Source organism: Mesorhizobium sp. USDA 4132, from assembly GCF_056279545.1.
This window is the reverse complement of the sequence record NZ_JBWCCP010000001.1, coordinates 4,368,582-4,390,915: the sequence shown is the minus strand read 5'-3', so window position 1 is coordinate 4,390,915 and position 22,334 is coordinate 4,368,582. Positions and strand designations below refer to the sequence as shown.

22 protein-coding genes are annotated in these 22,334 nt (G+C 62.4%); 9 read left to right on the top strand and 13 right to left on the bottom strand.

Features of this window, described 5'->3' with window-relative positions:
• Positions 1-57: 57 nt before the first annotated feature.
• The 3 genes from ACZ9IU_RS21805 to ACZ9IU_RS21795 form a co-directional block, all read right to left on the bottom strand.
• Positions 58-1,005 carry a sugar-binding protein gene (locus tag ACZ9IU_RS21805; protein WP_038547047.1) on the bottom strand — a complete coding sequence of 316 codons (948 nt, stop codon included), beginning with the start codon at positions 1,003-1,005 and terminating at the stop codon, positions 58-60.
• A gap of 144 nt (positions 1,006-1,149) precedes the next feature.
• On the bottom strand, positions 1,150-2,142 hold the full coding sequence (locus ACZ9IU_RS21800; protein ID WP_038547045.1) for a substrate-binding domain-containing protein: 993 nt from the start codon (positions 2,140-2,142) through the stop codon (positions 1,150-1,152).
• A 41-nt stretch (positions 2,143-2,183) separates the two neighbouring features.
• Entirely contained in the window at positions 2,184-3,164 is a 981-nt protein-coding gene (locus tag ACZ9IU_RS21795) for an NAD-dependent epimerase/dehydratase family protein (protein WP_038547042.1), read from the bottom strand.
• Between the two features lie 156 nt (positions 3,165-3,320).
• On the opposite strand from ACZ9IU_RS21795, the gene ACZ9IU_RS21790 reads away from it, so the two are divergent.
• The 3 genes from ACZ9IU_RS21790 to ACZ9IU_RS21780 are packed head-to-tail and all read left to right on the top strand — an operon-like array spanning position 3,321 to position 6,107.
• Complete coding sequence (locus tag ACZ9IU_RS21790) at positions 3,321-4,061, top strand: ATP-binding cassette domain-containing protein (RefSeq protein ID WP_038547041.1); 741 nt, start codon at positions 3,321-3,323, stop codon at positions 4,059-4,061.
• Positions 4,062-4,074: 13 nt separating this feature from the next.
• On the top strand, positions 4,075-5,064 hold the full coding sequence (locus tag ACZ9IU_RS21785; protein ID WP_038547039.1) for an ABC transporter permease: 990 nt from the start codon (positions 4,075-4,077) through the stop codon (positions 5,062-5,064).
• Between the two features lie 44 nt (positions 5,065-5,108).
• Positions 5,109-6,107, top strand: a complete 999-nt coding sequence (locus tag ACZ9IU_RS21780) for a LacI family DNA-binding transcriptional regulator (RefSeq protein WP_244447450.1) — start codon at positions 5,109-5,111, stop codon at positions 6,105-6,107.
• Between the two features lie 295 nt (positions 6,108-6,402).
• Here ACZ9IU_RS21780 and ACZ9IU_RS21775 read toward each other — a convergent pair whose 3' ends face one another.
• The gene (locus tag ACZ9IU_RS21775; protein WP_038547034.1) at positions 6,403-7,299 is read right to left on the bottom strand and encodes a LysR substrate-binding domain-containing protein; all 897 of its coding nucleotides are present in this window, start codon (positions 7,297-7,299) and stop codon (positions 6,403-6,405) included.
• 94 nt (positions 7,300-7,393) lie between these two features.
• Here ACZ9IU_RS21775 and ACZ9IU_RS21770 point away from each other — a divergent pair, with 94 nt between their 5' ends.
• The gene (locus ACZ9IU_RS21770) at positions 7,394-8,452 is read left to right on the top strand and encodes an alpha/beta fold hydrolase (protein WP_038547032.1); all 1,059 of its coding nucleotides are present in this window, start codon (positions 7,394-7,396) and stop codon (positions 8,450-8,452) included.
• Positions 8,453-8,599: 147 nt separating this feature from the next.
• On the opposite strand, the gene ACZ9IU_RS21765 is transcribed toward ACZ9IU_RS21770, so the two are convergent.
• Together ACZ9IU_RS21765 and ACZ9IU_RS21760 are read right to left on the bottom strand one after the other, a co-directional pair.
• On the bottom strand, positions 8,600-8,866 hold the full coding sequence (locus ACZ9IU_RS21765) for a hypothetical protein (protein WP_157885191.1): 267 nt from the start codon (positions 8,864-8,866) through the stop codon (positions 8,600-8,602).
• Between the two features lie 95 nt (positions 8,867-8,961).
• Entirely contained in the window at positions 8,962-9,870 is a 909-nt protein-coding gene (locus ACZ9IU_RS21760) for an ADYC domain-containing protein (RefSeq protein ID WP_157885190.1), read from the bottom strand.
• Positions 9,871-10,143: 273 nt separating this feature from the next.
• On the opposite strand from ACZ9IU_RS21760, the gene ACZ9IU_RS21755 reads away from it, so the two are divergent.
• Positions 10,144-11,310, top strand: a complete 1,167-nt coding sequence (locus tag ACZ9IU_RS21755) for a LuxR C-terminal-related transcriptional regulator (RefSeq protein ID WP_038547029.1) — start codon at positions 10,144-10,146, stop codon at positions 11,308-11,310.
• A 246-nt stretch (positions 11,311-11,556) separates the two neighbouring features.
• On the opposite strand, the gene ACZ9IU_RS21750 is transcribed toward ACZ9IU_RS21755, so the two are convergent.
• Both ACZ9IU_RS21750 and ACZ9IU_RS21745 read right to left on the bottom strand, forming a co-directional pair.
• Entirely contained in the window at positions 11,557-12,189 is a 633-nt protein-coding gene (locus ACZ9IU_RS21750) for a Vgb family protein (protein ID WP_038547028.1), read from the bottom strand.
• A 9-nt stretch (positions 12,190-12,198) separates the two neighbouring features.
• Entirely contained in the window at positions 12,199-13,419 is a 1,221-nt protein-coding gene (locus ACZ9IU_RS21745; protein WP_038547025.1) for a hypothetical protein, read from the bottom strand.
• A gap of 96 nt (positions 13,420-13,515) precedes the next feature.
• Here ACZ9IU_RS21745 and ACZ9IU_RS21740 point away from each other — a divergent pair, with 96 nt between their 5' ends.
• The 4 genes from ACZ9IU_RS21740 (at position 13,516) to ACZ9IU_RS21725 (ending at position 17,007) form a co-directional block, all read left to right on the top strand.
• Positions 13,516-14,214 carry a DUF899 domain-containing protein gene (locus tag ACZ9IU_RS21740; RefSeq protein WP_038547023.1) on the top strand — a complete coding sequence of 233 codons (699 nt, stop codon included), beginning with the start codon at positions 13,516-13,518 and terminating at the stop codon, positions 14,212-14,214.
• 154 nt (positions 14,215-14,368) lie between these two features.
• Positions 14,369-15,592: an MFS transporter gene (locus ACZ9IU_RS21735; protein WP_038547020.1), complete on the top strand. Its 1,224-nt coding sequence runs from the start codon at positions 14,369-14,371 to the stop codon at positions 15,590-15,592.
• 156 nt (positions 15,593-15,748) lie between these two features.
• Positions 15,749-16,291, top strand: a complete 543-nt coding sequence (locus ACZ9IU_RS21730) for a sigma-70 family RNA polymerase sigma factor (protein ID WP_038547017.1) — start codon at positions 15,749-15,751, stop codon at positions 16,289-16,291.
• A complete protein-coding gene (locus ACZ9IU_RS21725) occupies positions 16,288-17,007 on the top strand; it encodes an anti-sigma factor (protein ID WP_038547015.1) in 720 nt (239 codons plus the stop codon). The genes ACZ9IU_RS21730 and ACZ9IU_RS21725 overlap by 4 nt, the downstream gene beginning before the upstream one ends.
• Before the next feature lie 16 nt (positions 17,008-17,023).
• On the opposite strand, the gene ACZ9IU_RS21720 is transcribed toward ACZ9IU_RS21725, so the two are convergent.
• Genes ACZ9IU_RS21720 through ACZ9IU_RS21700 form a run of 5 tightly spaced genes read right to left on the bottom strand, consistent with a single transcriptional unit; the run spans position 17,024 to position 22,330 of the window.
• The gene (locus ACZ9IU_RS21720) at positions 17,024-18,412 is read right to left on the bottom strand and encodes a M20 family metallopeptidase (RefSeq protein WP_038547013.1); all 1,389 of its coding nucleotides are present in this window, start codon (positions 18,410-18,412) and stop codon (positions 17,024-17,026) included.
• Between the two features lie 18 nt (positions 18,413-18,430).
• On the bottom strand, positions 18,431-19,435 hold the full coding sequence (locus ACZ9IU_RS21715) for an ABC transporter ATP-binding protein (protein WP_038547010.1): 1,005 nt from the start codon (positions 19,433-19,435) through the stop codon (positions 18,431-18,433).
• Entirely contained in the window at positions 19,432-20,421 is a 990-nt protein-coding gene (locus ACZ9IU_RS21710; protein ID WP_038547007.1) for an ABC transporter ATP-binding protein, read from the bottom strand. The genes ACZ9IU_RS21715 and ACZ9IU_RS21710 overlap by 4 nt, the downstream gene beginning before the upstream one ends.
• The gene (locus tag ACZ9IU_RS21705) at positions 20,418-21,362 is read right to left on the bottom strand and encodes an ABC transporter permease (protein WP_038547004.1); all 945 of its coding nucleotides are present in this window, start codon (positions 21,360-21,362) and stop codon (positions 20,418-20,420) included. The genes ACZ9IU_RS21710 and ACZ9IU_RS21705 overlap by 4 nt, the downstream gene beginning before the upstream one ends.
• Entirely contained in the window at positions 21,359-22,330 is a 972-nt protein-coding gene (locus ACZ9IU_RS21700) for an ABC transporter permease (protein ID WP_038547001.1), read from the bottom strand. Before ACZ9IU_RS21700 ends, ACZ9IU_RS21705 begins: the two co-directional genes overlap by 4 nt.
• Positions 22,331-22,334 lie beyond the last annotated feature (4 nt).

Here is a 22,334-nt window from a genome sequence, read left to right as displayed (position 1 = left end):
TAGGTGCTGCACGAACCACGGGAGTTCGTGCAGCAGGGACCTTTTTGGAGACGGCTTCTATTTCCCCACGCGCGCCTTCAATTCGGCGGCGAAGGCATCGACATTGCCTTTGTCGATCTTCTTGGTCGGCACGATGATCAGGCCGTTTGCCGGTACCTGCGACTTGTCGCCCTTCAGGTAGGCGGCCATCAGCTTCATGCCCTGGTATCCCCATTGGTAGGGGTCCTGGACCACCGTTCCGGCGAATTTGCCTTCCCTCACCGCGCCGAGGGTGACGGGATCTTCGTCGAAGGCGATGACCTGGATTTTTCCCAGCTTGCCGGCCGCCTGCAGCGCTTCGTAGATCTTGGGCGGATTATAGGAGTAGAAGCCGACCATGCAGGTGATGTCAGGGCTGGCGGCCAGCACGTCATCGACGTTCGACCGGGCTCGGGCGAAATCGACATCGTCGCCACGCACATCGACCAGTTCTATGCCGGATCCCTTAACCGCCTTGCGGAAGCCTGCGATCCGTTCGACGGCATTGTCGGCCCCCAGGAAGCCGACGAAGCCCATGCATTTTCCGCCCTTGGGCATGGCCGCCCGCGCGATCTCGCCGGCCTGGACCCCGGCATCCGTATTGGACGAACCGAGATAGGCGATGCGCTTGCTGGCGGGCGCATCGCTATCGGTCGTGAACAGCGGCACCTGGGCCGCGATCCTGTTGAAGGCGCCGATCGAGTTTTTCGGATCGGCCGACGAGATCATGATCGCATCCGCCCCGGCAGCGACCAGGTCGTCCATCAGGGCATTCTGCAGGGCGGCGGTCCCCTGGGCCGGGTAACGGAACTGCAGGTCGTAACCGGGCAATTCGGCCTGGGCCGCCTTCACGCCAGCCTCTGCCAGTTTCCAGAAATCGGACGCGGCGTTGACGACAAAGGCGAGCGCCGGCTTGTCCTCGGCAAGTGACGGGCTGGCGGCAAGCACCAGGCCTGCGGCAAGCATCAGTGAATTGAGACGTTTCATGTTGTTCCTCCCCGCGACCCATTCCTCAAAGGTCGCGCTAAACACGGTTTCACATCTGGTGGCTCAGTAATATTATTACTAATAACTCGCATCCTGCCAAAGGGGCCGGGAGACGAACCGGCACCTCCCTGGCAGGGATACGCACTAGTTCTTGGCGCAGAAACCCGGATCGTCGAGGTTGCAGACGTCAAGGCCGGTAAACAGCGGATCGGCGACTTTCTCGCCCTTGATCAGCTTGATCATGACGTCAGGCGCCTTGTAGCCCATCTCGAAGGGGCGCTGTCCGACCTGCGAATGGCTGCGACCTTCGCGGAAGGCCTTGGTCTGCGGCGGCAGCGTATCGCCGGCGATGATGATCAACTCCTTGCTTTTGAGCTTGGGCATCACCTGGTCCGTGACCTGCGCATAGGCCTGCGGGGCAAACTGCGCCCAGCCGCCGACAAGGATGAAGGCGTCCAGTGTGGGATTTGCAGTGAACACATCCGACATCTGCTGGTTAGCAAGGTCTGCCTGGTCATTGGTGTAAACCGGGCACCCTCCGATTTCCTTCCAACCGCCCTGTCCGGTCAGGCGATCGATGTTCTTGGCGCCGCCGATGGTGTCGCGGAAGCCCTGGGCGCGGGCATTGATATTGGCGGCGGCCACGTTGCCGAGTTGCAGGCAGACCGATCCGCCCTTCGGCTTCAGCTTCATGGCCTGCTCGGCCATCTTCACACCCATCAGGTAGTTGTCGGTGCCCAGATAGGTCTTGCGCAGAGCATGGTCCTTATCGAGAAAGTCCGCATCGACAGTCATGACCGGAATGGACGGGGCAATGGCCTTGATGCGGGTCGCCATGGCCGGCGCGTTCGAGGGCGAAATGGCGATGGCCGCAACGCCTTTCGTCAGCAGGTCGTCGACGATCTGGACCTCGCCGGCCTCGTCCGCCGATGAGGCCGGGCCGGTATAGAGGCATTCATATTCGCTACTCGCATTCTCCGACTTCCACTTCTTGCAGCCGAGATTGATCTGCTCGAAGAACGGATTGTCGAGACCCTTGACGACGATCGCCAAGGTCTTTTTGCCTTGCGCTGCGGCCGGCGCCGCGGCAAGCGCCGCAACTGCCATGGCCGCCATTGCCAATATATTGATTTTCATTTTCTTTCCTCCTCCTCTTACACCGGTCGAGGCCTCATGCCTCAGCCGGGATACCAGACAATGCGCGGGTCGTTGTCCGCGCGCTCGTAGCGCCATGCGCGATCGATCATCTGCTCCAGATCGACCTGCGGTGCCCAGCCAAGCAGCATTCTTGCTTTGGAATTATCGAGCCAATTGCTGTGAAACGGGGTGTCGATCTCGATCGGCCGTAATCCATGCCGCGCCGCCAAACGGGCGCCGAGATCGCCGTAATCCACTGGCTGGTCCATTGAAATGTTGAAGAGTTGGCCGGTGGCGTGCGGGTTGTCGATAGCAGCCAGGATCGCGCCGACCAGATCGTCGACATGGACGAAATTGCGCCTGAGGTAGTCACCCCCGGCGTCGCGCATGACGGGCGCATAGCCGCCCTTGCGGCACTCTTCGAGCGCATCTGCGTCGATCAGTTCCGCCCAGCTTGGGCCGCCGAACTGGTCGTCGCCCAGGGCAAGCGCGAAGCGGAAGTCATCCTTTTCCATGATCCAGGGCGCCCGCAGGGTCGTCCAATTCACCCCGTACTGGATGCCGAACTGCTCCAGCATCACCTCCTCCAGGGTCTTGGTCAGGGCATAGCAGCCCTTGTAGGCGCGGCGCGCCGAGGCTTCCGTGATCGGCTCGTCGTAGCGCTGGAAGATATGGCCCACGGTGCAATCGCCACTGAGAAGGATGAACTGCCGGGCGGTATCGGATTTGCGGAACGCGTCGAGGAGCAGGAAAAGGCCCTTCAGCGCGACATCGAAGATCTGTCCCGGCGTTTCCTTGACGGCGGCCATGTGGATCACATGGCTCACGCCCTGCATGGCCCCGGCGACCACGGCGGGATTCGACATGGAACCGGCGACGACGGACAGGCGGTCTGCAGGCATGACGGTCCTGTTGTTGCAAAGCGCCGCCACCTCCCAATCCGCGAAACGGAGATCAGACAGGAACGCCGGCAGGAAAGCCTGCCCTACCTTCCCCGTGCCGCCTGTAACCAGCAGTTTCATGTCGCACTCCCCTGCAACATTCTTGCGTGATGGATTTTGTTTACTAATAATATTAAGTCAAGTAATTAGTTATTAAATGCGCAAAACGGGAACGCCGGCGGGGCAAAGAGCGGCCTGCCGGAGCGCCAGGAAACCATCGCGGGGGAGGAGAACCACGTGTCGCGACTTGTCTTTTCAGGAATTTCGAAAAACTTCGGGGCCATCCAGGCACTCAGCGACGTGTCGCTGTCCATCGAACCGGGAGAAGTGCTGGGACTGATGGGTGACAACGGCGCGGGCAAGTCCACGCTGGTCAAGATCATCGCCGGCAATTTCCGCCCGTCTACCGGCGAACTCAGCATCGATGGAAAATCTGTCGTCTTTCACAAGCCGATCGATGCGCAGCGCGAGGGGGTGGAGATGGTCTATCAGGACCTCGCGCTTGCCGACAATCTCTCGGCCGCCTCAAACGTCTTCTTGGGCAGGGAGCCGCTGCGCCGGTTCGGGCCGATCCGATACATCGATTTCAAGCGGATGAACACGGTCTCTGCCAACCTGTTCAAGCAGCTCAAGTCCGAAACCCGCCCGCGGCAGCTCGTGCGGCGCATGTCCGGGGGGCAGCGCCAGGCGGTCGCGATCGCCCGCACGCTGCTGTCGGAACCGAAGATCGTGATGATGGACGAACCGACGGCGGCCATCTCGGTACGCCAGGTGGCCGAAGTGCTCGACCTGATCCGCCGCCTGCGCGACCGCGGCATCAGCGTGATCCTGATCAGCCATCGGATGCCGGACATCTTCAGCGTGTCCGACAATATCGCCGTCCTGCGCCGCGGGCGCTTGGTCTGTCGAAAACCGGTGGGCGCCTCGTCGCCCGAGGAAGTGACCGGACTGATCACCGGCGCCATCGATGCCGCCTAGGAGAAAAATTGCCATGACGACACTCGACGACATCATCAACAATTCCCGGCACGACAGCTGGTTTGCCCGACTGAAGAACCTGCAGGTCTTCTGGGTCTTCATAGCGGCCGTGCTGGCATGCCTGGCCCTGTCGCTGATGACTGATGCGTTCACCAGCGACCGCAATCTCTTTAATGTCGCCCGAAATTTCGCCTTCGTGGCGGTCATTGCCATCGGCATGACGGCCGTGATCGCATCGGGCGGCATCGACCTGTCCGTCGGCTCGAGCGTGGTGCTGAGCGCCATGGTGATAAGTGTGGCCATGGCCAGCGGCATGGGCTTCTGGCTGTCTGCCGGTCTTGCGTTGGGTGCCGCCCTGCTGATCGGCCTGTTCAACGGCATCCTGATCGCCTATGCCGGTATGCCGGCCTTTGTCGTGACGCTCGGGAGCCTGTCGGCCGCCCGGTCCCTGGCGATGGTGCTTTCGGACAACAAGATGATCTGGGAGTTCGGTCCCGATCACGACCTGCTGCTGTGGATCGGCGGCGGCTCGACACTCGGGCTTCCCCATCCACTATATGTGCTGTGCGTGCTGGCCGTGGTCATGTCGCTGGTGTTTCGCTGGACGAGGTGGGGCCAGCATCTTTTCGCCATCGGCGGCAACGAGAACGCAGCTGTGCTGGCCGGCATTCCGGTGCGGCGTCTGAAAGTCAGCATCTACATGTTCTCGGCCATGACCGCCGGGCTGGCCGGCATCCTGATGGCCGGCTGGCTGGGAAGCGTCACGACCAATCTCGGACAGGGAATGGAACTGACCGTGATTGCCGCCGCCGTAATCGGCGGCGCCAACCTGGCGGGCGGGGAGGGCAATGCGCTTGGCGCGGTGGTCGGCGCATTGTTGATAGAGGTAATTCGCAACTCCCTGATCCTGTTGGGCATCTCGACTTTCTGGCAAGGAATGTTCATAGGTACGTTCATAATCGTTGCTGTGGCATTCGACCGATTCCGGAATATGCGGCGATAGGTGGAAAACCTTGCGGTGTTGTGGCAAGCGACATGGAGAACGCCTTGAAACCAACCATGATGGATGTCGCGGCGCGAGCAAGTGTGTCACAGGCAACCGTTTCCCTGATCCTCAACGGCAGTGCCGGCGCACGCTTCAGCGAAGCCACGCGCAAGAAGGTGATGGATGCGGTTCAGGAGCTCGGCTACAGGCTCCCCAACAGGTCGCCGTCTGGCGACCTGTCCGACAGCAGGGTCATCTGCTTCATCACGGACGAGCTGACAACCGATCCCTGGATGGCGCTCGCTTTCGAGGGCGCGCGGGAAAAGGCGCTCGAATTCGGCATTATCGTCACGCTCGGAATTTTTCGCGCGGGCGAGGACCCCGACGAGGACGTGTTTTCGCTGTGTCGGCAGCAACCCTTGCTGGGCTATATCTTCGGCACCATCCTGACCCGCAAGATCGACCCGCCGGCGGCCCTGTTCACTGTGCCCTCGGTGCTCGTCAATTGCTACGACCAGGACAGGCGACTGCCCTCCATCGTGCCGGGAGACGTCGCCGGTGGCCGCGCCGCCACGGAGCGGCTGATCCGCGCCGGCCGCAGCCGGGTCGCCTTGATCAACGGCCAGGAGGGTCTCGACAATCCGCGTGACCGGTTGCGCGGCTACAAGCAGGCGCTGGCCAGCAACGACTTCACCTTCGACCCGCAACTGGTGCGCTACGGAAATTGGGAGCCGTCATCAGGCTATAGCGAAACCCACCTGCTGATGGACCTGCCCAATCCTCCTGACGCCATCTTCTGTGCCAACGATCTGATGGCGCTGGGGTGCGTCGAGGCGCTCAAGGAGCGGGGGAAGTCCGTCCCGAAGGACGTCTCCGTGATCGGGTTCGACAATCGCGACATCGCCCAGTTCATCCGTCCGCCGCTGACGACCCTGCACCTGCCGCTGTTCGAGATGGGTGCCATGGCCGTGGAAATGATCCACGACATCGCCGGCGGCCTGAAAAGCAGTCATGACCAGCTGAAGGTCGAATGCGCCCTCGTCGAGCGTGAATCTGTCTAATCGACCGCGGGATACAGTCCTATTCGGCAGTGTCATGGTGTCGACCAGCGATACGGCCGTCCACTTACGGTCAGGCGAACTCAGGCGACTACTGCTGGACTTCGGCATTGACCGCGGAGAGCTTCATGCCGTTTACGCCAGCTACCGCCATGTGCCAGCTTCTCTACGGGCCTTCCTTGATTTTGTGGTGGAGAAGTCCAAGGTCAGGCAGGATTGAGACAGACAACGCGCAGGCGACCGGTCAGCGCGCCCGCCGTCCGCCGCTATTCCCGCGGGGGACAATCTGAACGCTTTATCAGCTGCCCGGCGTTGCTTCGGCAGCAACAACAGCCAACACCTTCCAGACCTTGTCGATGACGGCGCGGCGCGGCCGGCGCCGGGCGATCGCCGAGAGAGAGAAGGCCGGCAACCTGCCATCAGTTATCGACGCATAACGTACGCCTTCGAACGAAAGCACCTGTGTCGATCGCGGCAGAAGTGCGGCCCCGAGGCCAGCCGAGACCAGCGACAGCATGGTGAGGGCCCGCGTTGCCTCCTGGACGATCTGCGGCTCCTGGCCAGCCGCGGCAAAAGCATCCAGGATCCGCGCATGTGTCGCCGGCCCCTGTTCCTTTGGAAAAAGCACAAGCCCGCGCGCCGCGAGCTCACCAAGGGTCACCCTATCCGGGCCGCCGTCCTTCGGCAGCACGGCGATAAGCTCCTCATCCGGAAACGTCAGGATATCGAGACGTTCGCCTGTGCCGAACGGCGGATGGGTAAAGCCGATATCCAGATCGCCTTCCGAGATCGCCGCGAGCTGCTCATTGCTGCTGAGCTCGAACAGATACGGCCGCACCCCCGGGAGTTCATCCCTCAACCGGCGCAGCAGCCGCGGCAGATGCCGGTAGAGTGCGGCCGAGACGAAACCGAGGCGGAGTTCACCCGCCTCGCCATCCGCTGCCTCGCGCGCCAGCGCCATGGCGGCGTCCGCATGCCGCAGTGCCGCGCGCGCATCGTCGAGAAAAACCCGGCCGGCGTCGGAAAGAATTAGCCTTCGGTTGATGCGTAGGAAGAGCTTGACGGCGAGTTCCTTCTCCAGCCGGGCAATCGATTGGCTGAGCGGCGGTTGCGCCATGCCCAGCCGCCCGGCGGCGCGGCCCATATGCAGCTCTTCCGCGACGGCGAGGAAATGTCTGATGTGCCGGAGTTCCATATCGCGATAATATCAAAAAGCCTCATGCGCGTCATCGATTCCGGATCCGTCTCGTCCAAATATGGCCGTGAAATAAAACGGAAGGAATTCAGCCATGAACATCATGTTCTCATCTGAAGTGATCGTCACCCTTGCCCTTGCCGGGATTATCGGCACTGCCGCTTCGGCGGACATAGAGCGCACCGATCGCTTCGTCGAGCTTGCCGGCGGCGAGCGGCTGCTCGTCCGGGAGGTCAAGCGCCGAGTGGACGTTCCCGGGAGATCAGCGGTACTGCTTGTGCATGGCGCGCGCGTTCCCGGGCCCGCCTCCTTCGATCTGCCGGTCGAAGGCGGATCGCTCGCTGCCGATCTCGCAGCGGAAGGCCACAAGATCTACATTCTCGACCTCAGGGGGTATGGCGCATCGAACCGGCCGCCGGGTATGGATGGGCCGCCGGAAGGCGGCGCGCCGCTTGCCCGCACGGCCGATGCCGTTGCCGATATCGGTGCCGCGGTGGATGCCATATCCGGATGGAGTGGCGATGATCGGGTGTCGTTGGTCGGCTGGGCCACAGGCGGCCACTGGGTCGGCGCCTATGCGAGCGAAAACCCGAAAAAGGTCGAGCGTGCCATTCTCTACAACACGCTCTACGGAGGGTCCGACGAGCATCCGACACTGGGACGCGGTTCGCCGCTTGACGACAAGGAAAGTCCTGGAACCTTCGATACGGCTGCTTTCGGTGCTTACCGTCTGAACACCCGGGAGAGCCTGTTTACCGCCTGGGACAAGAGCATTCCCGCCGCAGACAAGTCGCAGTGGCGGGACCCGTCGCTGGCAAAGGCCTATGGCGATGCCGCGCTCGCTTCGGACCCAACGACGTCGGCGCGCAATCCGCCGAGCTTTCGGGCTCCGAGCGGTGCAATGGCCGATAGTTTCGAACTCGCGCTCGATCGCCGGCAATGGGATGCGTCAGCGCTGTCGATGCCCGTGCTGGTGATCCGGTCCCAGTTGGATTTCTGGAGCAGGTCAGCAGATGCCGAAACCATCGCCAGGGAGGCGCCCAATGCGCAACTTGTCACCATTCCGAATGCCACGCACTTCGTGCATCTCGACCGCGACAGAGCCGGACGGGCGGCCTTCATGTCCGCGCTCCTGCGCTTCCTGAGGACGTGATGCTGTTTCCGATCGCAGAACTGTGCCAGACCGTCTGAAACTCTCACAGTGAGATCGCCAGGAAGTGTAATTGGAGCCGATCTTGAGCAATAACTTTATTGGGCCTCGCAGGAGAGAACGGGCGAACAACGCTCGCCCGTTCCGAGTTCATTTCGTGATGGTCTTGCCGTTCGGCAATTCTACGCCAACGACGTCGTCGACGCGGCCGGCACCGGTCTCGACACCCTCGGCCGAACCAACATTCATGTTGGAGGAACTGGTATTCGAGGTGATGGCATTCGAAGTGATGGCGTTGGAGGTGATGGCGTTGGCCGTTATTGCGTTTGCGGTGATGGCATTGCTCACGGTTTCCGCGGATGCAGGAATTGCGGCGGCAGTGAGAAGCGCGATAAGCGCGAGTTGGCGGATTTTCATGATCATTTCCTTTTGACTGAAGGGAACCGAGGACAATCCAGCGGTTTCGAAATTCCTGCGCTTCAAAATTTTCAAGGACAGGAAACGGTTTTCGGCTAGCGGGAGCGGTTGAAAAGCAACGCCTTACCGAACAGCCCGGCTTCGGCATTCTGTCGTGTGCAAGGCGTCGTGCCGAGGCGGTCGGTGAGGCGAGGGCAGGAGCGGCTCAGGCCGTCGAGCGTCATCCTTTCGGGGACCCGGGTATGCGCTACGCAGACGGCCCCCGTGGAACTCCATGCCGCTTCAAAGCTCAACTCATCGCTGCCGGAACTCTCGGCTTCGCGCTGGATGCCGCGATCGTCGTAAATGTCGATCTTCATGCCGGTTCGGGTCGTGGCGTGGTCGCCGCAATAGTCGGCACGGACCATATTGACGCAGGCGCGGTGATACTCCGCCAGATCCATACCGTCTGACAGGGTTTTCCAGGGCTTATAACCGAAGCGGACGCATTTCCCCTGGGCTCCGGCCGAACATGTAAGGGTGAAGCCGGATCGCGAAGTCATTTTTCCCTCTCCGTTCCACTGCCCCCTGAGCGGAAACATCCAGCGATTTCCATCGGGATCAGCATCGCAGAGCTCCGCCGGTGTCGCGCCGTCGACAATGGTGACCTTGTGCAGCAACACCTCGCCCTCGGGATCGCGACTGTCGGTCACGATGTCATCGATGCGGACACGATGGGCAACAGGGTCGCCGGACAGGTGCAGCGACAGGGTAGCGCCGATCAATTCTTTGCCCTGAAGAACTCTGCCGCTCGAAAAGGTAAGCCGGAAGGCGGTTCCCACCACGTCGGTTTTCTCGATCCGCTCCGGCAGTGACACCGTTGCCGCAGCCGGCAACGAAGAGCTTGCAACGGCGGCGCAACAGATGAGGGCCAAGGCAACCAGTTTGGTAAATGGACATGGTCCGATCATCTCGACCACACGATCAGGAGGAATGTGGCAACGGCTCTCGCGCGTCGTCGCCATGGGTTTGCTCCGTCGTCAACGACGACAAGGCGCGGCTGCTGGTGGATTCGGGTATCCATGGACGGGTCTCAAAATCGAAGCTGGAGAGCGCGCGTCGCGCCTTGATCAAGCCCTCTAAACTACGTTCCTGGCATCGTCGTCACCCGCAAGTATGATGTTGCTGTGTCTTCCGGCCAGTTAGCTGCGCTAAAGCTTCTGATTGCATATTTCCCGGTATTCCTGCCAATGTCCGGCCGGCAAAGGTGAACACGACGCGATTGCGCAGGGGGCGGCATGAGCAGACTGAGTGACGAAATATTGTCGTCGATCATCGGCGATATCTATGATTGCGCCTTGAGTCCGGAAGGCTGGACAGGCGTCATGACCCGCATCACGAGTACCATCGACGCTGCCTACACGACGATTGCCCTGACCAGCGTCAGGGACAGTCGAGGTCGATTTGCGGCGCAGTCTCCCTGGGATGCCGAGCAGTTGAGAGCGCTACAGGACTATGAGCTTGACGCGATACCTGGCCTAAGGGCCGCGGTCATCGGCGACATCGATCTGCCCCAGCGGACATTGTCTATCATCAGTGAAGGGGAACTGGAGCAATCCGCGTTCTTTCAGGAATGGGCAAAACCTCAAGGTTTGCGAGAGGCGTGCACGACGAAATTCGTCCATACGGCGGATCGGATCGGACTATTCAGTACCACGACCTGGGCGAATCGGCCGCCGATCAGTGATGAAGAACAGCGCTTTCTGGCTTTGCTTTCACCCCACCTGCGGCGCGCTTCGCTGATCGGCGATCTCCTGGACCACACGCGCGTCACCGCCGGCATATATCGCGGCGTGCTCGACAGCCTCGCTGTTCCCGTCATTCTCGCCGAAGCAGATGGTGCGATTCTTCATGCCAATGCCCATGCGGTAAAAATGCTCGACGAGAACAAACTTCTGCGCTCGCGAAGCGGCGTCCTTCAGGCTCACGCCCCTATGGTTTCACGCGCCTTGCTGGACGCGATAGCGGCCGCGGCGCATGCGGACGCCTTTCTGGGTTCGCGCGGTATCGGTCTGCCAATTTCTGCCCCGGGACAGTCTCCGGCGGTCGCTTACGTCCTGCCGCTCAGCGAAGGCACTGCACGAGCGGCCTTCAGGCCTGCGTGCGCCGCCGTGTTCATATCGACCACCATCTCCGCTTCGCCGCCGCCTGAAGACGTGCTGATCGCCCTCTACGATCTGACGCCGGCGGAGGCGCGCGTCGTCCTGCAGATCGGCAGAGGATTGAGCTCAGCGCAATGTGCCGCCGCGCTTGCCATCAGCGGGAATACGCTAAAAACCCATCTCAGCCGGATCTATGCAAAGACCTCCACCTCACGTCAGGCCGATCTCGTCGCACTTGTGTCGACGATCTCGTCGCCAATCTTGCACGAGATGTCGTTGGCTGCGTCGGCCGGCACAACGTGATGGGATTGCGCCTGTGCGAGCGGCTGCCTCGGAAGTTGCGCCGTGGAGAGGCAGCGGGCTCGATGATTTCCGACCTTGTGGACTATCTTGCCCAGCCAGGGGCGAAGCTCATGGAGCAGGAACAGATTAATCCCCAAATTCCAAACATTATCGCAACATAGGCATGAATAGCCCACGTTCGTAGAGGGCATCCGCCGATCTCGCTGCGCGGGATGAAAACCTCCCTTTCGAGGCGGCCGCAAGCCCCTATCTGGGCCGCCGTACGACGCGGACGTTGCCGCTGCTTCCGCCGCCGCAGAAGAATTGATCGGCGCCATCGGATTCGAGGCCCGACACACCGAGCCCGGGTGGCATTTCGAGCATTTCCAATGGCTCTCCCGTTTGGGGATCGATGCGTCTCACCTCGCCCTCGTCGCCTTCCCATACACCGTGCCAGAGTTCGCCGTCGACCCAGGTCACGCCGGTGACGACGCGGTTGGATTCGATGGTGCGGAGGATCCTGCCCGTATCGGGATCGATTTGATGGATTTTCCGGCCTCGATATTCGCCGACCCAGAGCGTTCCTTCGGCCCAGGCGAGACCGGAATCGCCACCATTTCCAGGTGCGGGAATCGTCGCGAGGATGGTGCCTGTTTTCGGATCGATCTTGTGGATACGGTCTTCGGCGATCTGAAACAGGTGTTCGCCGTCGAAAGCAGTCCCCGCATGCGCGGCGACATCGATCGAACGCACCGTCTCGCCGCTCGCCGGGTCGAGGGCGTTCAGCTTGTCTCCCGAGGCAAACCAGACGTGCCGGCCATCGAAGGTGACGCCATGTACGTCATTTATCCCAGGGAAGGGGCCGTATTCTCGGATTATTTCGGCTTGAGATTTTTTCATGGGCCCATCCTAATCATTCGGCAGCGGACTGGGGAGTAACAAGATTGTCGGGAAGCCCGGCACGGACGGAGCCATCCACCGACGCGCCCGCCCCTGGCCGAACCACTGCACCTTGCCGCCTGCCAAAAGCTGGTCCAGCGCCCGCTGCACGGTGCGGGAACTGGCGCCAAGTGCGATCGCCAGCGCCGAGCTCGACCACGCTTCGCCGTCGGCAAGCAAGGCGAGCACCGCCGCATGCTGCTCGTCCACGGGCGGCGCCAATACGACGATGCGCCCATTTCCATGTGGTGACAGCGCAAAACCCCTCTTGGTCGCGGTGACATTCGCCAGCGTCTGAAGCTCGACACGCAGTCGGCCAATTTCGACCCGCAGGCGGGCGCGATGCGATTCGTCCGCGTGCCTGGCCCGGAAGGCGCGGTAGAGCAGCGTGCTTCTCGGCACATCGCCTGGCCAGGCCTCTCCCAGAGCGCGGGCGAGCGCGAACAATATCGGCCGCGACGAGAGCGAGATAACCGCGTCTCCGGTCCGCACGACGTTGCGGCATGCATCGACCACCAGCGCGCCGGAGGCGAGGAGGGTTTCGACCTCCTCCAGCAGCAGCGGACGTTCCTCGCCTCGTGCAATCAGGCGTACAGCAGGCGTCTTCAGGACGAGGGACGCGGTTTCGACCTCCGCCGTCATTGCCGGAATGTCGGCTTCCCGTGCGGCCTGCTCTGCGCGGCCCAGCGCGGCGCGTGCCGCTTTCGTCCGGAGGCGGCGGATCGCAACGCCGGCGACAACCAGCTCATAGGCAGCCCTCGACGCCGGCGGAAGCGGCGGCGGCGCGAAGCCCGCGAGCAGGTGCTCGGCCTCGTCGAGGCGACCGATCAGCAGCAGGCGCCGGACCTCCAGATTGAACGCATGCGCGGCATTCACCCGGTCACCATGCGCTTCAAGCACCGCCCGGGCCGTGTCGAGCGCTTTCACCGGCCAGGTCAGATCGCGGGAGACGAGCGCGATCTCCGCCTCGGCGACGACACATCTGGCGCGCGCCATCGTCTCTTTGGGGCCGAACGCGCGAGTGGCTCTTTTGAGGAGAGCCTTCGCTCGGACGAGCTCGCCGAGCTGCGCCATGGCGATGCCTCTAAGGGCGAGTGCCGGCGCATCCTCGCGCAGCGCCACCCGCTTCAAGGCACCAAGGGGATCGCCCGAGGCGAGTGCACGCGCCGCGGCGGTGATCAGCGAGTCCATCGGAATCCCGTCACACTTGTCACTCTCACCATTCGATATCCGGCCCTAGTCTATCCCACGACCACCAAGCTGCATTCCAACAAACAGGAGGTTGATATGCAAAATCAAGTCGTTTCGCCGGAAGAATGGTTGAAGGCTCGCCTTGATCTGCTCGCTGCGGAGAAGGAATTCACCCGCCAACGGGATGCGCTGACGCGCCGCCGGATGACGATGCCCTGGGAACGGGTCGAAAAACCCTACCGGTTCGAGGGGCCGAATGGCGAGCTTTCCCTGGCGGATCTTTTCGACGGGCGGTCGCAATTGATCGTCTATCATTTCATGTTCGGTCCCGACTGGGAGGAGGCATGCAAGTCATGTTCCTTCTGGGCCGACAATTTCAACGGCATCCCGATCCATCTCAACCATCGCGACGTGACCTTCGTCGCCATCTCGCGGGCCTCGCTTGCCAAGATCGACGCCTACAAGAAACGCATGGGCTGGACCTTCCCGTGGTTCTCCTCAAACGGCAGCGATTTCAACTTCGACTATCAGGCGTCGGTGAGGCCGGAAGATCTGCCCAAGGGCGTGGCCTATTACAATTACGAGGTCCAGCCGAGCAACGCATCCGAAGAAGTGGGTATCAGCGTCTTCTGCAGGAACGACAGCGGCGAGGTATTCCACACCTATTCCTGCTATTCGCGCGGCGTCGACATGCTCAACGGCGCCTACCATTATCTGGATCTTGTGCCCAAGGGCCGCAACGAGGACGAATTCCGGTTCCCGATGGCGTGGCTGCGCCGGCACGACCAGTATTGAGGCAGCCTTTGGCTGGTCTTGACAGGAACCGGAGCCGACTCGGTCGATCCGGCTCAGGCAGTTAACGTTCTGACATGCCGGCATTTCACGGCTGCACGCAGGCAACTTCATCGCCGCGCGACCGGCTGCCGGACACTGCAAAATGGAGATAAAAATGACCAATATTCAATATCGGTGGATCATCGTGGCGGCTGGCGGCCTTCTCGGCTGCCTCGCCATCGGATCGATGTTTTCCCTGCCCGTTTTCCTCATGCCCATCTCGCGCGAGACCGGATGGTCGGTCACCGGCGTTTCGAGCGCCATGACCATCGGGTTTGTCGCGATGGCATTCGCCAGCATTGCCTGGGGCAGCCTTTTTGATCGCTGGGGACCTCGCCCGATCGTTCTCGCAGGCTCGATTCTGCTCAGCGTCAGCCTCGCATCGGCCAGCCTGACGACATCGCTGCCGGCATTCCAGCTCATCTTCGGACTTGCCGTTGGCACGGCGATCGCGGCAATCTTCGCGCCGATGATGGCCTGCGTCACAGGCTGGTTCGATACGCATAGAAGCCTCGCGGTCTCGCTGGTTTCGGCCGGCATGGGCATGGCGCCGATGACGATGTCGCCTTTCGCGGCTTGGCTGGTGTCGATCTACGACTGGAGAACATCCATGCAGATCATCGCGATACTCGTGGCGGTCGTGATGATCCCTGTCTCTCTGCTCGTCCGGCGTGCGCCGGCTTTGGAGAGCGGCAATATTGCCGCATCGCCGGGGGAAGATCCTCAGTCCTCCATGTCGACGCGGCAGGTGTTGAGATCGCCCCAGTTCATCATCCTGCTGCTTACCAATTTCTTCTGCTGTGCCACCCATTCTGGACCGATCTTCCACACCGTGAGCTATGCGGTGACCTGCGGAATTCCGATGATAGCAGCCGTGTCGATCTACAGTGTCGAAGGCCTGGCAGGCATGGGTGGCCGCGTCGTGTTCGGCATTCTCGGAGACAGGTTCGGTGCCAAGCAGGTGCTCGTTCTCGGTCTGCTGGCCCAGGCGTTCGGCGCGCTGGCCTATGTTTTCGCGCAAGGTCTCGGATCGTTTTATACGGTCGCCGCCCTGTTCGGCTTCATCTATGCCGGTGTCATGCCGCTCTATGCGGTGATCGCTCGCGAGAATTTCCCGATGCGGATGATGGGCACGGTGATTGGCGGGACAGCAATGGCCGGCGGCCTGGGCATGGCGACCGGCCCTCTGGCCGGAGGACTGATCTACGACACGCTCGCCAGCTACACATGGCTCTATGTCGGCTCCTGGGGTATCGGGATTGGCGCCTTCCTGATCGCCTTGACATTCAAGCCCTTTCCGAAGAGCCGGCGGGCTGGGCCGGCCTTCGACGCCGCCTGATGCCCCGGCGAGCAGCAGTGATCCCGACGAGGCAAAGCCAGGGCGGGATATCGGCTGCGAGGAGATGGAAGGCCCTGCTGCGGGTTTTGCGACGAAGGCGCCTTGTTTTTTGAGATCTGCGTTCTCTATAGATGGGGACGGCGAGGTTTTTTCCGAATGCAAAGCAATGAGATCGCGGCCCTGATCAATCGCGTGGCGATGGGTGATCGCAAAGCGTTCGCCTCGTTGTATAATGCGACGAGCCCGAAACTATTTTCGATCTGCCTGCGTATCTTGAAAGACAGGTCCGACGCAGAAGAAGCGCTCCAGGAAATCTATGTCAGGGTCTGGCAGCGCTCCAGGACTTTTGCCGTGGATACCGGTTCGCCCCTCGCCTGGTTGGCGGCAATCGCGCGCAACCACGCGATCGACATCCTGCGGGCCAGGAAACCTGTCGCCGAAGACCTTGATGCCGCTTACGACCTTGCCGATGACGGCACGCTCGATCCCGAACAGCAGGTGGCCAATGCGGATGAAGGCCGTCGCATCGACAGGTGCATGCAGGAGCTCGATTCCGCACATGCACGTGCAGTTCGACGTGCCTATGTGGAAGGTTTGAGTTATCTTGAACTGGCGGAAGAATTGAAGGTACCGTTGAATACGGTGCGCACGTGGCTGCGCCGGAGCCTTCTCAAGTTGAGAGAGTGCATGGAGCGATGACGTCGGGCGAACAAAGTCAGGGCAGGCGGCCGCAGGACGAGATCCTGGCCGGCGAATATGTGCTCGGCGTTCTCTCACTCGAGGCTCGCCGCGCCGTTGAACAGCGGATCGCCAATGATCGCGCGTTTGCTCGGATCGTCGAACGGTGGCAGGCGGATCTTGCCTCCTTCAACGACGACTACCAGGACGTGGCGCCGCGCCCGGTGGTTTTTGGCCGGATAGAAACCCGTCTCTTCGGTCCTGCCCGGGTTGCCGCCCCCTCGTGGGATCTGTGGAATTCCGCGCTGTTCTGGCGATGGTTCGCGCTCGGCACGTCGGCGGTTGCTGTCGCTGCCGTGTTTTATGCGTCGGGTGTGATTCCAAGGCCGCAGGGATCCGCGCCGCTGGTGGCGGAATTGTCCTCGACCAATGACCAGATCAACTTGCTCGCGTCCTATGATGCCGGAACCGGCCGATTGCGGATCGTGCCGGTCGCGGCGGCCGGTGGAGGCGAAGAGAAATCGCTGGAGCTCTGGCTGGTGCCCGGAAGCGGCGATCCGCGTTCCCTCGGCGTGTTCCAGCCGGATCGGGCCGGCGAGCTCGTCATTCCCGCAGATCTGCGCGGCAACATGGCCGAAGGCGCGACGCTTGCCGTCAGCCTCGAACCGTTCGGCGGTTCACGGACCGGTCTGCCCACCGGCCCGGTCGTGGCAAGCGGTGCCGCCCACCGACCATGACGGCGAAAGCTGAAGGTCAGGCCGCAGTCTCGCCGATATCCCAATAGAGCCCGGCCATCATCGCGAGGCCCTCCCGGACGATCGAGATCGGCAGATGCTCGTTCGGCGCATGCTGCAGGCAGCCGGGATAGGAATGGGGAATCCAGATCGTCGGTAGGCCGAGCAGATCGGAAAAGATGTTGTTCGGCAGCGAGCCGCCGAGATTGGGCAGGATCGCCGGCGGGCTCCCGAGCGTCTTCTCGATCGAGGCGACGACGCGGCTGACCCAGGGATGATCGGGATCGAGGCGGCTGGCGAGGAAGATCGCGTCGGTCGGGTCCTTGACCACCACCCGGTCATAACCCGCATCCATCAGCGCTTTGCGGACGGCCGGGACCACGGCATCCGGATCGACGCCGACCGGGAAGCGGAGCTGCATGCGGGCGCGAGCTTTTGGCGGGATGGCGTAGAGCGGCTGGGCGAGGTTGCCGCATTCCATTTCCATCACCTCGAAGGAACTCCAGGCAAACACCTTCTCCTCCGGCGTCAGGCCGGGCTCGCCCCACCAGGGCTCGATCGGCGGGTCGCCGGCAGTGGGCGTGATGTGGCAATCCTTCAGCGCAGTGCGGACATTTTCCGGAATCGAACCCGGCGTCATTTCGGGCACCTTGATCTGGCCGGTGCGGCCGACCAGTGCGGTGATCGCGTGGCAGAGTTCGATGCCGGGATTGGAGAGGATGCCGCCCCAGTTGCCGGAATGCTGAAAACTTTCGCGCGCATTGATCTCCAGATGGAAGGACATGCCGCCGCGGGCGCCGAGGAAGATCGTTGGCCGTTCGAGGGCGAGGCGTGGACCGTCCGAGGCGATGAAGACGTCCGCCTTCAGCTCGTCCCGATGCGCCGCGCACATTTCCTCCAGCCCCAGCGAACCGGATTCCTCGCCCATCTCGATCAGGTATTTGAGGTTGAAGCCGAGCGAACCCTTTGTCGCGAGCAGTGCTTCGACGGCGGCGAGGTTCACCGCGTGCTGGCCCTTGTTGTCGGCCGTGCCGCGGCCATACCAGGCGCCGTTCTTCTCGGTCATCTCGAAGGGCGAGAGGCCTGTCTCCCATTGGCCGTCCAGACCGGCGACGACATCGCCGTGGCCGTATTGCAGGACGGTCGTGAAGCGCGGGTCTTCGATGCGTTCGGCGAGCAGGAACGGGCCGGGAGCTCTATCGTTTTCGTAGATCTTCGTCGTGAAGCCAAGCCGTTCGAAAAACGGCTGCATGTCCTCGGTGACATAGCGCCAGAGGTCCGGCTTGTTGGCCGCGACGCGGCTGGCGGAAGGGATCGCCACGCGTTTGCGCAGCGTGGCCTCAAATGAGCCGTCATCGAGATAACCGACGGCCTTGTCGATCGTTGCTTGGCGGGAGGCAGGGGTCATCGCGGCATCCTTGGAAACTCAGGCCGTCCTGGCCTTCACGGCGGGAAAGACCGTCGCGTTCGACAGGTCGAGATCGAAATGGCAGCGGAACATGCCGCCTGCCTCGGTCGCCTTCTGTGGCGGCACGGTATTGCGACAGATGTCCTGCGCGAAGGGACAGCGCGTATGGAAACGGCAGCCGGCGGGTGGGAAGGCCGGGTTCGGCAGTTCGCCGGCAATCGGGTGCAGCAAGCGGTCGCTGGTATCCATGTCGGGCGCGGCATCGATGAGTAGGCGGGTATAGGGATGGCGCGGCTTGCGGAACAGTTCTTCCGACGTCGCCTCCTCGACCAGTTCGCCGAGATACATGACCCCGATCCGGTCGGCCATAATGCGCACGACCGAGAGATTGTGGGTGATGAACAGGCTGGTGAGTGACAAGTTCTTCTGCAGGTCGCGGAGCAGATTGAGGATCTGCGCCTGCACCGAGACGTCTAGCGCTGAGGTCGGTTCGTCGAGGATCAGGAATTCCGGCTCACCGGCAAGCGCCCGGGCGATGCAGATGCGCTGCCGCTGGCCGCCGGAAAATTCCTGCGGGTATTTTTCGGCGTCCGCTGCGGAAAGGCCGACCTGGACCAGCAACTCGTCGACGCGGGCGCGGATCGCGGTGCGGCCGCTGCGCAGCTTATGCACCCGGATCGGCTCGGCGATGATGTCCTCGATCGTCCAGCGGCCGTTGAGCGAGGAATAGGGGTCCTGGAAGATCATCTGCAGCCGCGGCTTGTTGCCGGAGGCATTCGGCGGAAAGCTGATCTCGCCGGATGTCGGCGCCATCAGGCCGGAGACGAGGCGCGCCAGCGTGGACTTGCCACAGCCACTTTCGCCGACGAGGCCCATGGTCTCGCCATGGCGGACGGTGAGGCTGACATCGCTGACGGCCTTCGTGCCGCCGCTCTCGCTCTTCTTCAGCCGTTCGATAAGACTCTGGTTGCGGCGGTAGACCTTGCTGACGTGATTGAGGATGAGGAAGTCGGAAGCGCTCATGCGGTCACCCTTTCCAGCGGATGGAAACAGGAAAAGGCAGAGCTTTCCTCGTGATAAAGCGGCGGTATGGTCGCGCGGCAATCGCCTTCCGCCCTGAAACAGCGCGGATTGAAGGCGCAGCCTGGTGGAACCGCCCCGAGCCCCGGCATGGCGCCGGGGATCTGGTCGAGCCGCATCTCGCCGGTGGCCGACGGCATCGGCGTCGCCCGGATCAGGCCGCGCGTATAGGGGTGTTTCGGCGCGTTGAAGAGTTCGCCGACCGGGCTGATCTCGGCGACGCGGCCGGCATAAAGCACCGCGACGCGATCGGCCATCTTGGCGATGACGCCAAGGTCGTGGGTGATCAGCATCATGCTGACATTGCTTTCGCGATGCAGGTCGCGCAGCAGTTCGAGGATATGCGCCTGGACGGAGACATCGAGGGCCGTGGTCGGCTCGTCGGCAATGACCAGCACCGGGTCGGCACAGAGCGCGAGCGCGATCACCACGCGCTGCCGCATGCCGCCGGAAAGCTGGTGGGGGAAACGCTTGAACTGGACGTCAGGATTGGGCAGGCCGACCCGGTCGAGCCAGCCCAACGCTCGTTTCTTCGTCTGGCTGCCGCTGAGTTTCAAATGCGCCTGGATGGTGTCGCAGAGCTGCTGGCCGATCGTGATCACCGGGTTGAGGCTGGTCATCGGGTCCTGGAAAACGAAACCGATCCGGCCGCCGCGCACGCCGCGCATCGCCTTTGGGGAAAGCTGGTCGAGCCGTTCGCCGGCAAGGGTGATGGTGCCGCCGGTGCGTTTCAGCGGCGGCACGAGGAGGTCGATGATCGCCGCGCCGGTGATCGACTTGCCGGCGCCGGACTCGCCGACGATGCCGAGCACCTCGCCCGGGTTGACGAAAAACGAGACCTTGTCGAGCGCGGTGACCAGCTGCCCGTCGCGATTGATGGTGACGGTGAGGTCGCGGACGTCGAGGAGGGGAGCGGTTGCGTTGATCATGAGCGGCCCCGCAGGCGCGGGTTATAGACGTCGCGCAGATGGTCGCCGAGGATGTTCACCGAGACGACGAAGAGGACGAGGATCAGGCAGGGCCAGACCGAGATCCACCATTCGCCCGACTGCAGGAAATTGTTGCCGTTGCGGATCAGCGTGCCGAGCGACGGCGAGGTGACCGGAATGCCGATGCCGAGGAAGCTCAAGGTCGCCTCGGTGATGATGGCGATGCCGAGATTGATGGTGGCGATAACCAGAACCGGGGCCATGACGTTCGGCAGGATATGCAGGACGATGATCGCGAGATTGCTGCGGCCGGTGATGCGGGCGGCCGAGACATAATCCTGGTCGCGCTCGATCATCACGGAAGAGCGGATGGTGCGGGCATACTGGACCCAGAATGCGATGCCGATGGACATCACGACGATGGTGATCGCGGTGCCGACGCTGCGCTCGGTGCCGAGCACCGCGCGGGCGGCGCCATCGATGATCATCGCGAGCAGCAGGGCGGGATAGGCGAGCTGCACGTCCGCGACGCGCATGATGAAGGCGTCGACCCTGCCGCCGACGAAACCGGCGATCAGGCCGAGGCTGCCACCGAGGACGAGGCCGATGGTGACCGACAGGAAGCCGACGATGATCGAGGTGCGCATGCCATAGGCCATGGCGGTGATCAGATTGCGGCCCTGGTCGTCTGTGCCGAGCGGGAAATCAGCTGACCCGTCCGCCATCCATGCCGGCGGAATGAAACTGTCCAGCACCGACATGCCGGAGAATTCGAATGGGTTCAGCGAGAACAGCGGCACTACGAAGGCATAGACCAGCAGGGCCAAGATCGTGACGGCACAGAAAGTGGGGCCGGGTGCCCTGCGCATGGCGCGCAGAAGCTTGGCGCCCCTGCTGCGGCGAACGGGGCCGGCTACCGGGGTGTTGACGACAGGCGTCATGATTGCCTCCTCAACACACGGGCGTCGATCAGCGGATAAAGCAGCTCGACGACCAGATTGATGACCATGAAGACCAGGCCGACGAAAATCAGGTAGATGGCGATGACCGGAATGTCGGCGCCCTGGATCGATTGCAGGAAGAGCGAGCCGAGGCCCGGCCAGGCGAAGACGTTTTCGGTGACCACCGAGAAGGCGATGATGTTGCCGAGCTGCAGGCCGAGCATGGTGATGACCGGCAGCAGCGTGTTCTTGATCGCATAGACATACCAGATGCGCGCTTCCGACAGGCCGCGGGCGCGGGCAAAGCGGATGTGCTCGCTCTGGCCGACTTCCATCAGCTGGGTGCGCAGCATGCGGATGATGAAGGCGACCTGGAAGGTGGAAAGCGTCGCTGCCGGCAGGAGGATCGCCCGCCAGCCGGAGACGGTGAGGAGCCCGGTCTTCCAGAAGCCGAGATCGACCACCGTGCCGCGCCCGAACGACGGGAGCAGGCCGAGTTGGACGGAAAATACCGCGATCAGCAGGATGCCCACGACGAAGTTCGGAAGCGTGATGCCGGCCGTGGAGATCAGCATGATGAAGCGGCCGAACAGCGAATTCGGATTGACGCCGCAATAGATGCCGGCCGGCACTCCGACCACGATCGTGATCAGCAGGCTGACGAAGGCGAGCTCGACGGTCGCGGGAAGGCGTTCCGCGATCAGGTTGGCGACCGGGTCCTGTGTGCGATAGGAAAAGCCGAAATCGCCCCGCAGCATGTTGCCGATGAAATGCAGGAAGCGCGTCCAGAGGGGCTGGTCGAGGCCGAGCTTGGCGATCAGTTCCAGCCGCTCGTTGACGGTCGCGTCGGCGGAGAGGAGGGCCGCCAGCGGGTCGCCGATATTGGCGACCAGCAGGAAGGCGATGAAGCTGATCACCAGCAGGACGATGATCGTCTGCACGATCCGTGACGCGGCATAATTCAGCACAACA